This window comes from Streptococcus sp. ELY_90 (genome assembly GCF_058314475.1).
Genome location: NZ_JBZFUJ010000014.1, coordinates 1 through 13,654, shown reverse-complemented (window position 1 = coordinate 13,654; position 13,654 = coordinate 1). Strand labels below are relative to the sequence as shown.

Here is a 13,654-nt window from a genome sequence, read left to right as displayed (position 1 = left end):
TTGCGCTGATTTCTTAGATTTCTGACTGACTGAGCTCTTCAACCTTTTCTGACCTGCCGGACCTTTCGGACCTTTCATCAGCAAGGGCAAAATAGTTAAAGAGTAAAATCGTGCAGATACTAAGGCTGACACCGTAGTCTTCGATCATAGCTGTCAAAAAAGCGGATAAAATAAAGATAAAATGATAAAGAGTGAATTTCTTTTTCAGCGTCTGAAAGCCAATCATAATTGGAAAGAGCAGATAAACTAAAATGCCCTGACGCATGAGAGAGTCAACATAGTAATTCTCGTTAAAAATTCTGGCTCCGTTGGCATAGTGCAGATCCGAAACCCGTCTGGGCAGGAGCTTAAAACCGTAAGCCTTGATATAAGCGTGAGCATTTCTCAAGCGGCCGGAGAACATCGAATTTAAAGAATCAAAAACAGATGACTCAGGCTTATAAAAATACGACAGCAGAGTGCCAAGCACAAAGATGAGCAAAATGGAGCGAAAAACAACTTTTCCCGATACTTTATACATCATCAATCGCTTTTTAAACAAGGAAACTATCAGGATAACTGCAAAAGTAAGAAAGCCTGTCCTTGAATCTGTTATTGAATAGACCAGAAGACCCAGCATAATCAGCCACAACACTTCAGACAAAGGCACTGTTTTCTTACGCATGAGTGAAAAGTCATAAAACAGACTCATGATAAACATACTCAAAGAATTGGGATGCATAAAACCGTAAGAATGGCGAAGCAGATGCTTTGCAGGCCTGTAAAGAGTAGCATCTGGTATTTTGCCGCTGATATAAAAGAGCAAAACCCCTATGGCTAAAAGTATTTTGGCATAAAAAATAATCGCAACCAAATTAGACTGCTTAGGATCAACCGAAACCGACAGCAAAAAGAAAGACAGCAGGGAAAAATCCGGAACAAAATCTAACAGATAAAACTGATAAGGGAGCAAAACCAAGCAGATTGCTACCGCAGCTGCCGCAAATAGTTTTTCCTTTGACAGCCTTGTTAAATAAAGGTGCCAGATAAAGGTCACAAGGCTCAGCAGCAGAGAAAACATACTGAACCCTATATAAGAATCCTCCGGCACAAAGCGCTTGATAAAATAAGTATAAACTGCAACGATAAAAGCAATACTGTAAAAACACTGGTAAACCCTATTGCCTTTGTTTTCCAGGAAAAAGTGCCACTCTTCCTTCATTAAATCCATTCTTCTTCTCCAAAATATTACATGTCAAAAGCATTGGCCGGCTGACCCAAAAACCAAAGGCAGCTAATCCGGTTTTGCTTCTAAAAGCTCTACAGCCTTGCCTAAATTCATCGAATTTGACCCTTTAAGAAGGATTTGATCCTCAGGCTGAAGGATTTCTTTAAGCCGCTCAAGCAGCTCTTCAAACTGATTTTGGTCTTTTGTCTTTTTGAAATAATAAACCTTACCCAGCGGAAATATCTGACCGGCTAACTGAGCTAAACCAGCAATGTCCTCCCCGTAAAAAATGACGGTATCTAAAACATCAGGATTCAGACTGGTAATCAGATCCTTATGCATTTGAACAGAATCAGGTCCTAACTCTTTCATATCGGCCAAAACAGCGATTTTTTTACCGCCCTCATTGCCTGGAATAGCCGAAAAAGTCTCCAAAATCAAACGCATGGCCGTAGGGTTGGCATTGTAAACATCTGAAAGGATATCAGCTCCGTTGGCTGCCTTTTTCCATTCTGTACGATTGCGGGTCAGCTGAAGCTCAGACAAAGAAGCAATAATCTTTTTTTCCGGAACATTGAGCAGCTTACCGACATAAGCGGCAATCATGGCATTGGCCGCATTGTACTTGCCGGTGACAGGCAATGTAACCTTCTCTTCTAAAAAATTCGTAGCAAAAGTCAGAAAATCTTTGTGCTCTTCCAATGCCGTCACATAAATATCTGCATCAGGGCCAAAGCGAATAACCTTTTGATTATCCGGCAGGAAACGGTTGATAATCTTGTCTGCCGGTGCAATCAAGATACCATGTCCGTCCATTCCTTGCGTAATCTGCATTTTTCCTTGGGCAATTTTTTCCCGGCTGCCAAAAAATTCTAAGTGTGCCTCACCAATTAAGGTCACCACAGCGATATGCGGATGAGCCAAATTGGACAGCAGCGCAATATCACCGAGGTGATCCTGCCCCATTTCAAGAACGATTTTTTCGGTATCATCCGGCATGTGCAAAACAGTATAAGGAAGACCGATTTCATTGTTGTAATTGCCTTGGGTTTTATAGGTTTTATAGGTCGCCGCCAAAATCTCTGCAATCATATCTTTGGTCGTTGTTTTGCCGTTTGATCCGGTTACTGCAATAACATCGACACGCATTTTTTCCAAATAATACCGGGCCAGAACCTGAAATGCTTTCAAACAGTCATCAACCAAAATATAAGGTTTGCTGCCGTCTAATTTTTTTTCGGAAAAAGCTGCCGCCGCTCCATTTGCAAAAGCTGTTTCAATGAAGTCGTGACCGTCACGCGCACCCTGAAGCGGTAAGAAAAGATCGCCTTCTGCAATTTTACGGCTGTCAAATTCAATCTGTCGGACAGGAATATCTTCAAAAGAGCTGATGTCATTTTGACTGCCGACAACCGAGGCAATTTCATGCAATGTTAGTTTCATAGTTATTCTCCTAAATAAGGGAGCAGGCCTTGGCTGTGATTTATGAAAAATCGGCTTTGCTGCCCTATATCCCAAAGGCTGATTGCAGTGAAGGTCCGTTAGCTTATGACCAGCCCCAATCAGCTTTTCGGCTTAGCCGCTGCTGCTCAACAGAGTTAAAAGGCTGGAGCTTTCGCTCCCACCTCTTACGGGCTATCCACTTAAACCTATCTGCAAAATGTGCAGCAATCACCAGAGATGTCACTGACCTTTTGGCAGACTTCTTGAACCGCTAAAATCAAAATAGTGAATTCCAACGGTGAGTTCGGGATAAAGTTTTCTTCATTTCATTATAACATAAAACTAAGCGGGGTTTTGCCCTTAATTTGCTTCTTCTGCCGAATTTATTCCAGAATGCCTGCGCCACCATGATGACAGAATAGACCCTGAAATATTGTGCCAGATAGAAAAAATCGTTGACGGGATGGCTGCCTGAGGAAGAAAATATTTCATTGCCAAGGTTGCACCCAAGCTGGAATCCTGCATACCAACTTCAAAGGTAATCGCCTTTTGCTGCGGTTCTTCCAAATGCAGTAATTTTGAAAACAAAAAGCCCAGGCCGTAACCGCATAAATTATGCAGCATAACAACCGGAATAACCAGCGCTGTTGCGGCAGTAAAAATATTGGCATGGTTTGCTGAAACCACTGCACCGATGATTAAAAGAATCGCCATTTGCGATATCAAAGGCATTAGCTGAATCACAGCGGTGATCTTTCTGCCAAAGAGTGTATGAACAATGACACCCAGAATGATTGGCACGACAACAATCCGTAAAGTTGACAGAAAAAGACTGGCTGCCGGTACTGCAATATACTGTCCTGCCAGTACTGACAAAAGCAGCGGCAGCATGACAGGTGCAAGCAGGGTAGACAGGACTTCAATAGAAACATCTAAAGCAACATCACCGCCCGCAAGAAAGGCCATGACACTTGATGACGTTCCACTGGGACAGGAACCAACCAAAATAACACCGGCAGCGGCAGCTCCTTTTAAGTGAAAAATCAAGCAAAGCAGCCAGGCCAGACTAGGCATAATGACGTAATGAGCCACTGTTCCCAATACTACAGGTACCGGACGTTTAGAAATTCTCAGGAAATCCTCCGTTGTCAGGGTCAGCCCCATGCCAAAGAGAATGATTCCTAAAAGGTAAGACGTATTAGGAATAACCCAGGTGCTGGTCTGCGGCAAAAAATAATTAAACACTGCCCATAGGACAACAACCAAGGTAAACCACTTACTGATCCAAGTGCTAAATTGCTGAAACTTTTTCATAAAAAATCCTCCTATATAATAATCACCTCCATTATAGTCCTCTTTTTTGAAATTTTCAAAAAATTCTTTTATTTTTTCTGAATATTTTCCGAAAAATTGTTTTGTTTGTCCAGCTGCAAGGCAATAAAAAAAGAGAGCAGAGCACTCTCTTTTATCCTTAGATTAAATGACTTTCCCGCTTGGCAAACATTTCTTTTGCTAGCTGAACTAATTTTTCAATTAATTCCGGGTAGCTGAGGCCCATATTCTCCCAAAGCAGAGGGTACATGGACCACTGAGTAAAACCGGGCATAGTATTGAGCTCATTGAGAAAAACATCGCCTTCTGCGGTCAAAAAGAAATCACAGCGTGATAAACCACAGCCGCCTAAAGTCCTGAAAGCTGCCGCAGCGTATACTCGCATTTTTTCAGCGGCAGTATCATCGACCGCTGCCGGAATGGCCATGGTGATTTTGTTATCAATATACTTAGCTTCATAATCATAAAAGGCGACATCTTTGACAACTTCTCCCGGTAAGGTTGTTTGGATATCCTTGTTCCCCAAAATACCGACTTCAATTTCACGCGCATTGACACCTTGTTCAATTAAGATGCGGCTGTCATACTTCAAAGCAAGCTCAATAGCTGCTTTCAGCTCGGCCTGATGATCCGCCTTAGAAATACCCACACTTGATCCCATATTGGCAGGCTTTACAAATACAGGATAAGACAGTTTCGCCTCAATTTCAGCCAGCTTAGCTTCTAAATCTTCCCCTTCAACGAAGCTTACATAAGCAACTTGAGGAATAGCAGCGCTTTCTAAGACTTGCTTGGTTGTAATCTTGTCCATAGCGACACTTGAAGTCAGCACATTTGTTCCTACATAAGGCATCTTTAAAACTTCTAAAAAGCCCTGAACAGAACCATCTTCACCCATCGGTCCGTGAAGGACAGGAAAAACGACAGCGCCATCTTCGTAAATATCGCTAGGCTTAATTTTCTGAGAAGGAACAACTGTTTCATTAGTCATCAATTTTTCTGAGTCTGCAGGCTGACCGCTAAACTCCTGAGTCTTTATAAAATCACCTTCTTGAGTGATAAAATAGGTTTTGACCAAGAATTTATCGTAATTCACTGCCCGCATAACACTTTCAGCCGAGAGCACTGAAACGTCACGCTCAGCAGAACGGCCGCCATACAATAAAACAAGCGTTTCTTTAGACATAAGTATCCTTTTCTATTTTTCAGTAATTTCTTTTTAATCATATCATAATTAGGAAGCATTTTCAAAAAATATTGGAAAGCCCGCCGCAGACTAATATTTCAAAACTCAGCATCCGTTTATCCCAATCCAGCAAAAAACCAATTGGCTGATTCCAATTGGTTCATTTTATGGAAAATAAGCATACTGCTCCTGCTGTCAGATTATCTGCGGCAGGCAGCACCCTTATTTTATAACTCTGTCCTGTTTTCGATGGCGCGCAGGAGGGTCACTTCGTCAGCGTATTCAATATCCGATCCTACTGCTAAGCCCCGAGCCAGACGGGTCACCTTGATTCCTGCCGGCTTTAGTACTCTGGAAATATACATAGCAGTTGCTTCTCCATCTGCTGTCGCATTGGTGGCAATGATAACTTCAGTAATACTGCTGTCATCCCGCAGACGCATCAGAAGGCTTTTCAGATTAATGTCATCCGGACCGACACCATTCATCGGAGAAATAAGCCCCTGCAAAACGTGATAAAGTCCGTGGTATTCCTGAATTTTTTCCATGGCTGACACATCCTTGCTGTCTTCTACCACAAGAATGGTTGAGTGATCTCTGCTATCGTCTGTACAGATACTGCAAGGATCATCATCGGTCAGATTGCCGCAGACTGAACAATAGGTCAGCTCCCGCTTAGCAGCCAGAAGATTTTTTGCAAAGTCATTGACATCCTCATCACTCATACCAATGGTATAAAAAGCTAAACGTGTCGCCGTTTTGATTCCAATTCCGGGCAGCTTGGTAAAGCTTTCAATCAATTTAGCTATGGGAGTTGGGTAGAGCATTCTTTCTTCCTCACTGTTTCATCGGATTCATTTTCTGATAAAGATTGATAATATCCCGTGTAATAGCATGGCTGGTTGTCCCGTGCAGGTCTGTTTCATGCGGCAGAACTACGGCTACCGCTACCTGCGGGTTGCTGCTTGGCGCATAGGCGACAACATTCAGATTGGATGTGTAAACAGATTTGCCGTCTTCACCGGTAACATAGGCTTCGGCTGTCCCTGTTTTAGCAGAAATCGGAACACTGGCACCGTTGGCAAGCGTTTTACCAGTCGCATAACTGCCGCCATTAACAACATTATAGAAACCGTCTTTAATGATGGCCATGTTATCACTGGAAATCGGCACTTCATTTAAGACCTTGGTATCGACAGACTGAACCAGACTGCCCAAACCGCCGGTCTTGTTATTGCCGTATATACCCTCAACTAAATGAGGCGCAATGCGTTTGCCGCCGTTAGCGACAGTCGCAGCATACTGAGCCAGCTGCATGGCCGTATAGTTGTCAAACTGGCCGAATGATTCTGTCAAGACATTGGCAGCATCAAACTTATCCGGCGTGTAGCCTTTTGATTCTCCCGGAAGGTCAATTTCAGTTGCCACACCAAGACCGTACTGGGCATAAGCTGTCCGCAGTTTTTCCATAGCACTTTCATAACCGTCTGAAGACAGGGTCATCCCGCTGTGGTAATCCTGCCCCATCAGTTTTAAAGCCAGCTGAACCATATAGGTATTGGACGAATATTCCAAAGACTGGCTGGCAGTCAGCGGAATTGAACCATTGGTAAACCACGATTTGATGGGATTAGAGCCTGCAAACTGGATGGCTTGGTCATTGATAACCTGATTGCCTGATAAGACACTATTTTCCCAGCCGGCAGTTAAGGTTGCTCCCTTAACCACAGAACCGGGTGTGAAAACCTCTGTAATGGTCCCCAGTGCATTGGATGAAACTTCTCCTGATTTCAGATCATGTTCTAAACCAGCCATAGACAAAACAGCACCCGTATTAGGATTTAAAACAACCGCATAGACACCTTCGGAATACTTGGTGTTTCCGGCCGCTAATTCTGATTTAAAATATCGGCTGAGAATCTGTTCAACACCCTTTTGAAATTCCAGATCAATGGTTAGTTTCAAATTTTTTCCTTTGGTACCCTTGGCAGTGGTTTTATTGCTGACAATCTTGCCTTCTTTATTCACTTTAATGGACTGAATAGTTCGGCTGCCCTGCAGATAATCCTCATATTGTTTTTCCAAATAAGAAGTTCCGACACGGTCATTCAGCGAATAGCCTTTTTTGACATAGTCACTTGCTTCCTCAGCAGGCAGACCGGTTTTCTGGCTGGAAACCTTACCAATAATGGAAGTAATTGAATTTTTATCGGCCTTGCGCTCCCAGTCCGTCTTAACAGATATCCCTTCCAAATCTGACTTGCTGGTTGCCAGCACAGCGATTTGTTCGGCCGTCAGATCTCCCGTTGTCAAAGAGGCCGTGTTAAAGACTGATGTTGCATTCATCTGGCTGAAAATATAAATGATTTTTTCTTCATCCTCAGAATAATTAATCGCACTGTCCGGAACAGCTTTGACAGCATTGGCATAAATATCTGATTCTTTCAGATTATTGCCGAAATTATCATACTTTTTCTTATCCGGCAGCTTCTTAACCACTTTTTGATAGATCTTAGGATCCGCCAAATAATAATCTTTTTTCTGACGCTTAGTGACCTTGCTTTCCGTCAGCGTAACCATGCCTGCCAATTTTTGAGCATTCTTTTTGATGTCTTCAGCAGTCATCGTATTGCTTCTGGTGAAGGCAACAACTTCCTTGACCTCATTTTCAACCAGAGGAACACCCTTAGCATCATAAATCTGGCCTCTCGGGCTTGACGTTTTAATCGTATAATTCGTTGATTCTGTTAACTTGGCCTTGTAAAATTTAGCATCGTAGATCTGCATCTGTGCCAATCGTAACAGCAAGATTGTAAACAGAGCTACAATAAAGAAAAATAGGAGATTGATTCTGTTTGAGATAAGAACAAAAGTTCTGGACTGATTCTTTTTAGGTTTCTTGAGTTTACGTACCATTTTTCCTCCTATTTTGATGAAACTACGTCTTTTATTTTATCATAATTTAGCTAAAAACTTATGACTTTTCTTCAAACAGGGCAAAATTCCTGCAAAGAAAAAGCAAGACAGGAACTGAGCAAAGCTGATTTTGTCATACCTGTCTTACTTTTTGCGCTGCGGGTAAAAGGGGTATTCCCTATAGAAAATGAGATTGGACTTCAGCCAATCTCACTTGTTTCTCATTAGACAAACAATGCCGAACTTATTCTCCCAAGTAGTACTCAGCAGTCACGTTCAGATTTTCATCAAATTCAAATACCAATGGTGGGAAATTAGGGATTTCAACACTCATAATATCATCATCTGATAATTGTTTGATGTGCTTAACAAGGGCACGAATCGAATTACCGTGTGCACCGACAAAAACATTTTTGCCGTCTTTAAGTGCCGGAGCAATTTTATCTTCCCAGAATGGCAGAGCACGTTCAAGCGTTACTTTCAGGTTTTCAGCGTCCGGAACGACAGTATCATCAAGGTTTGCATAACGGCGGTCAGTGTGTGCAGAGTATTGATCGTCTTTAGCCATAGCTGGAGGCAAAACATCATAAGAACGACGCCAAATGTGAACTTGTTCATCACCGAATTGTTCAGCGGCTTCAGCCTTATTTTTACCAGTCAAACCACCGTAGTGGCGTTCATTCAAGCGCCATGATTTTTCAACAGGCACCCAAAGCTGATCAGAATATTCAAGAGCTAAGTTAGTTGTTTTGATGGCACGTGTCAAAACTGATGTGAAAGCGAGGTCAAATTCAATGCCTGCTTCTTTGATCAATTTACCGGCATCAATCGCCTGCTGAGTTCCTTTATCTGAAAGGTCAACATCAGCCCAGCCAGTGAAAAGGTTAGCCTTGTTCCATTCTGATTCACCGTGACGAGCAAATACTAATTTTACCATTAATGTTCTCCTTTATTTTTGACCAATGTCAAATAGTTTACTGTTTTATTTTACAAAAATATCGTGAAAAAATCTACTGCATTTTCGAAAAAGATTGAAATCTCCTGTTTCAAAAGCAAATGAAAGTTCTAAAATGAAGTTAGCCGCATGAGATCAGACAAAAACATCTCAGAGAGCTACAATTGTAATCACCACAACAACAATTAGAAAGCCTCTGAGATGCAGACACCAAAAGAAAAACATTTAGCATTAAAAGCACAGAAAAGTCTGAGCAGGTATTGCTTACAGATAACGAGTACTGACTGCTTTTACTAATGCAAAAGAGAATAAGCAAACCAAGCAAGCAATACAATGACACATATAAATGAAATAATAATGTTTTTACTGCGGTAAGAAACCAGTGCTAGTATACACCTACTTTAAGCAGTGCAGCAGCAATCCAATTTATTATTTTTTACAATTCATTAGACTTAGAAGCATTATGAAAACAAGGCCTCCAATGGCTCCAATAATATAATATTCCATATTTATAAGCCTATCTTATTAAAAATTTCATTCACCTATTACTTTTTAAGTATATGACAATAACAAAAAGAGATTGCAATATGAGCAAAGTAAATATAATTAACTTGGCGTCATTGTTGGGAATCAATACACACAATAAAGCTAGGAATATATAACTTAAAAATATATAGCGTCGATATTTCTCTAAAAACATAAGCAATCCTATTAAATCAATGGCCCACATTTATCATAACTTAATCCGGCCATCATACAGGCAAAGCCAGTACTCGCACCTACAGCTCCTGCTCCAGATACTGTTCCGAAGATAGGCACAGTTACCGTACCAAGCCCTGCACCTACAGCCGCTCCGCCAATGAATCCAAAGTTACCATATTCATAAAAATCTTCCTTATCTAAGCTTCTATCAGCTTGCAGCAAGCTCTTGAAGCGTTAATTTAGTATTTGAAAATTATTTTAACATTTGATGTTTCTAAATCAATACTATTTGACCGAATTTAACATAACTGTATATTCTATGAAAAAACGTAAATTTTCCGAAAAAATATGGTAATAAAAAGAAACCGACACCCATAAGGAAGCCATAAAATCATAAGAAGATTCTCAAATAAGCTTGCAGCTGCTCATATCTAGTGTTACAATAGAAAAAATCATCTTTTTGGAGGCTCTATGGTTTCAACTCATACAACAATTGGTTCCTTTACCTTTGACAACTGTCTTATGAATGCCGCAGGTGTCTACTGCATGACACGCGAGGAATTAAAGGCGATTGAAGATTCGGCTGCAGGATCTTTTGTCACCAAAACAGGAACACTCAAAGAGCGTGCCGGCAACCCTGAACCACGCTATGCAGACACAGCTCTGGGTTCTATTAATTCCATGGGTCTGCCTAACAAAGGATTCCGGTATTATCTAGACTATGTTATTGAACTGCAGCAAGAGCCTGACAGTAAAAATCATTTTCTTTCCCTCGTTGGTATGTCTCCTGAAGAGACCCATACCATCTTAAAAGCGGTCCAAGCTTCTGATTATCAAGGCCTAGTTGAGCTCAATCTTTCCTGCCCAAATGTTCCCGGCAAACCGCAGATTGCTTATGATTTTGAGACGACTGACCAAATTCTTGCAGAAGTTTTTTCATACTTCACCAAGCCTCTCGGTGTTAAGCTGCCGCCGTATTTTGATATTGTGCATTTTGATCAGGCAGCCGCTATTTTCAATAAATATCCTTTAACCTTTGTTAACTGTATCAATTCTATCGGCAATGGCCTGGTCATTGAAGATGAAGCAGTTGTTATCAAGCCTAAAAACGGCTTTGGCGGACTTGGCGGTGACTATGTCAAGCCAACAGCCTTAGCAAATGTCCATGCCTTTTACAAACGGCTGAATCCGTCTATTCAAATCATCGGAACCGGCGGTGTCAAAACAGGCCGCGATGCTTTTGAACACATTCTCTGCGGTGCCAGCATGGTACAGATTGGAACTGCCCTTCATCAGGAAGGCCCGGAAGTTTTTGAACGCATTACCAAAGAACTAAAAGACATTATGTCATCCAAAGGTTATGACAGTCTGGAAGATTTCCGCGGCAAGCTGACCTATATCGACTAATTTTTTCAAGAAGAGTTTGGGCCAAAAGTCCCAAACTCTTTCAATTTATAAAGTATCACATATTTAACGCAGTGGTTGGGAGTAAGACTTGTTGGCTTAGCCGACTTAGTCTTACCCCTGCACAGTTCATTAGATGCTTTAGCACCAATGAACCACTGCTAATTGGAAGTCCTTATCCCTTGCTAGGCAAGTGATAGCTCCAACAGTTTGGGGAACTGTTGGAGGATATCCAATTATATGAACGTTAGTTCATGTCAATCCCTAATAAACTGTGCGGAGGTGGGACAACAAAATCGAAATCGCCATTTCATGACGATTTACCGATTTTTGTCCCACTCTCTTTTTATTTGCCTCTTTCGGCAGCACTTCTGCTATAATGGAAGCAAGAATCTAAAGGAGGGGTTACATGTCAAAATTATTATCACCTGCTCACGTTGCAGGTCTTTCACTGAAAAACCGAGTCGTTATGCCGCCCATGTGTATGTATGTTGTTGACAAAGAAGACGGAAAAGTCACACCGTTTCACCATGCGCATTACGGTGCCCGTGCAATCGGGCAGGTCGGCTTGATTATTTTAGAAGCAACAGCTGTAGAGCCCGACGGCCGTTTAACTAATAATGACTTAGGTATTTGGAGTGATGAACATATTCCGGGACTCAAAAGTTTGGTAGATGAGCTGCATGCTTTCGGAGCCAAAGTCGGAGTACAGTTAGGGCATGGCGGCCGAAAGTCAGCTGATGCCAAGGATAAGATTGCTCCCAGTCCTACTGCCTACAATCAGGACTATGGAGTCCCGCGCGAAATGACACTCACAGATATTGAACGGGTTCAAAAATCTTTTGCTGCCGCAGCCGGGCGCGCCCATAAAGCCGGCTTTGATATGGTTGAGCTGCACGGGGCTCATGGCTATCTCATCAATCAATTTTTGGAACCTCTGACCAACCACCGCAAGGATCGTTACGGCGGCAGCTTGGAAAATCGTTATCGCTTTGTTCAAGAGATGCTGCCTCATATAAAAGATGCTTTTAAGGGGCCTGTCTGGATGCGTTTATCCTTGACTGCTTATGATGATACACAGCAGCAAAATACTATTGAAGACTGGCAGACCATCGGACAGTGGCTTGAGCGTGATGGGATCAGCTGTATTGATGTTTCAACAGGCGGGCTGCTCGACGGTCGCCCAAACATTCCCATTTATGGCGGCTATCAAGCACCCTACACCAGCCTAATGAAGGAAGCTGTCTCCATTCCTGCTACTGCTGTTGGGCTGCTGAATTCTCCGGAATTAGATGAATACCTCTTGCAAACTAAGCAGGCAGATTTGATTGAAATCGGCCGCGGCCTGATTCGAAACGTTAACTGGCTGAGTGATGCTGCCAGTGTTTTGCACGATCACCAGTTTAAGCCTTACAACAATTCTTATCAACGCGGACAGATAAAATAAATGCAAAAAGCACCAACAGTAAATGTACTGCAGGTGCTTTTTAACTGTTTTCTTGTTTATCGGCTGAGACTGCCGAATCCTTTTGTGTCCTTGCGTTAGGAGCCGTCATTGTTTTGCTGATAATGACAGCACTAATTATTTTGGCAAGGGAAAAGACCATCAAAAAAATGAGAAAAATTTTTTCCATAACAGCTCCTTTTTTCTTTTATTAGAATATATCAAAAAATGGCTAGCTCCGTCTCTTCAGAAAATGGAATCATACCACCTGATTTTTTAAGCTTTTATTTCATTTTTTCTCTTTTTTGGCAGTCCGGGCAAAGACCGTACATCAGAAGCTGTGTCCGTGTGATGTCGTAACCCGTCTGCTGGTGCGCTTCCCTCTCAATTAAAGAAAGGTCGGCATCTGCAAAATCTGTAATCTTGCCGCAAGACTCACAGACAACATGCAGATGATCATCCCCCATAAAGTCAAAATAAGCCGTATTGTCATTGCTGAGTTTGAGCTCTGCAACAAACCCTTCATCTATCAAGACTTTGAGATTGTTGTAGACGGTCGCTAAACTCATGCTGGGATACTGAGGAAGAAGGTCGCGGTAAATCTGTTCTGCGCTCGGATGATGGTGAGCATTAATCATATAAACAATAACGGCCTTCCGGGTCTCTGTAATACGGATATGCTTTCTTTTAAGATGTGTCAGCACACGATTATATGCCGCCTGTTTTGGATCATTGTCATAGACATGCAGTGCCATTCTTAATCCCAGCTCCTTTCTGCTTTATCTTTTTCTATTATACACTATTTTCGCTTAAAGGCGAAAATAGAAAGCTCAAACAGCAGGATAATGGCACAGTGCCAGCTCATTTTAACAGTATCTGACGGCTGTTGTTTTGATGTCAGATCAAAGCGGCAGCAAAAACCCTGCCCGTACGGGCAGGGTTCAGACTGAAGACAAAGCTCTTAGAAATTGGTTTCTAAGAGCTTTTTGCTCTGTTTAGGAGTATACTAAAAGAAAACGGTTTGTGAGGTAAGGCCATGTTTCACAAAGAAAAACCAGATTATAA

Annotated in this window: 13 protein-coding genes; 3 read left to right on the top strand and 10 right to left on the bottom strand. The window is 42.0% G+C overall.

Features of this window, described 5'->3' with window-relative positions:
• Positions 1 to 13 precede the first annotated feature (13 nt).
• The 6 genes from AC4HAF_RS08560 to pbp2b form a co-directional block, all read right to left on the bottom strand.
• Positions 14 to 1,210, bottom strand: a complete 1,197-nt coding sequence (locus AC4HAF_RS08560; protein WP_491097417.1) for a hypothetical protein — start codon at positions 1,208 to 1,210, stop codon at positions 14 to 16.
• A 63-nt stretch (positions 1,211 to 1,273) separates the two neighbouring features.
• Entirely contained in the window at positions 1,274 to 2,650 is a 1,377-nt protein-coding gene (locus tag AC4HAF_RS08555) for a UDP-N-acetylmuramoyl-tripeptide--D-alanyl-D-alanine ligase (RefSeq protein WP_491097416.1), read from the bottom strand.
• Between the two features lie 360 nt (positions 2,651 to 3,010).
• A complete protein-coding gene (locus tag AC4HAF_RS08550) occupies positions 3,011 to 3,964 on the bottom strand; it encodes a bile acid:sodium symporter family protein (protein ID WP_491097415.1) in 954 nt (317 codons plus the stop codon).
• Between the two features lie 157 nt (positions 3,965 to 4,121).
• Positions 4,122 to 5,168 carry a D-alanine--D-alanine ligase gene (locus AC4HAF_RS08545; protein ID WP_491097414.1) on the bottom strand — a complete coding sequence of 349 codons (1,047 nt, stop codon included), beginning with the start codon at positions 5,166 to 5,168 and terminating at the stop codon, positions 4,122 to 4,124.
• Between the two features lie 227 nt (positions 5,169 to 5,395).
• The gene (gene recR, locus AC4HAF_RS08540) at positions 5,396 to 5,995 is read right to left on the bottom strand and encodes a recombination mediator RecR (RefSeq protein WP_491091491.1); all 600 of its coding nucleotides are present in this window, start codon (positions 5,993 to 5,995) and stop codon (positions 5,396 to 5,398) included.
• Positions 5,996 to 6,005: 10 nt separating this feature from the next.
• Positions 6,006 to 8,084, bottom strand: a complete 2,079-nt coding sequence (gene pbp2b, locus AC4HAF_RS08535; RefSeq protein ID WP_491097413.1) for a penicillin-binding protein PBP2B — start codon at positions 8,082 to 8,084, stop codon at positions 6,006 to 6,008.
• Positions 8,085 to 8,144: 60 nt separating this feature from the next.
• Between pbp2b and AC4HAF_RS08530 the strand changes: the two genes are divergently transcribed.
• Entirely contained in the window at positions 8,145 to 8,312 is a 168-nt protein-coding gene (locus AC4HAF_RS08530; protein WP_491091493.1) for a hypothetical protein, read from the top strand.
• 16 nt (positions 8,313 to 8,328) lie between these two features.
• Here AC4HAF_RS08530 and AC4HAF_RS08525 read toward each other — a convergent pair whose 3' ends face one another.
• A complete protein-coding gene (locus AC4HAF_RS08525; protein WP_491097412.1) occupies positions 8,329 to 9,021 on the bottom strand; it encodes a phosphoglycerate mutase in 693 nt (230 codons plus the stop codon).
• A 729-nt stretch (positions 9,022 to 9,750) separates the two neighbouring features.
• The gene (locus tag AC4HAF_RS08520) at positions 9,751 to 9,963 is read right to left on the bottom strand and encodes a hypothetical protein (protein ID WP_491097411.1); all 213 of its coding nucleotides are present in this window, start codon (positions 9,961 to 9,963) and stop codon (positions 9,751 to 9,753) included.
• Between the two features lie 249 nt (positions 9,964 to 10,212).
• Between AC4HAF_RS08520 and AC4HAF_RS08515 the strand changes: the two genes are divergently transcribed.
• Together AC4HAF_RS08515 and AC4HAF_RS08510 are read left to right on the top strand one after the other, a co-directional pair.
• The gene (locus AC4HAF_RS08515) at positions 10,213 to 11,148 is read left to right on the top strand and encodes a dihydroorotate oxidase (protein ID WP_491097410.1); all 936 of its coding nucleotides are present in this window, start codon (positions 10,213 to 10,215) and stop codon (positions 11,146 to 11,148) included.
• A 406-nt stretch (positions 11,149 to 11,554) separates the two neighbouring features.
• The gene (locus AC4HAF_RS08510; RefSeq protein ID WP_491097409.1) at positions 11,555 to 12,592 is read left to right on the top strand and encodes an oxidoreductase; all 1,038 of its coding nucleotides are present in this window, start codon (positions 11,555 to 11,557) and stop codon (positions 12,590 to 12,592) included.
• Between the two features lie 40 nt (positions 12,593 to 12,632).
• Here AC4HAF_RS08510 and AC4HAF_RS08505 read toward each other — a convergent pair whose 3' ends face one another.
• A complete protein-coding gene (locus AC4HAF_RS08505) occupies positions 12,633 to 12,779 on the bottom strand; it encodes a hypothetical protein (RefSeq protein WP_491097408.1) in 147 nt (48 codons plus the stop codon).
• Between the two features lie 94 nt (positions 12,780 to 12,873).
• Complete coding sequence (locus AC4HAF_RS08500) at positions 12,874 to 13,344, bottom strand: Fur family transcriptional regulator (protein WP_491091499.1); 471 nt, start codon at positions 13,342 to 13,344, stop codon at positions 12,874 to 12,876.
• Positions 13,345 to 13,654 lie beyond the last annotated feature (310 nt).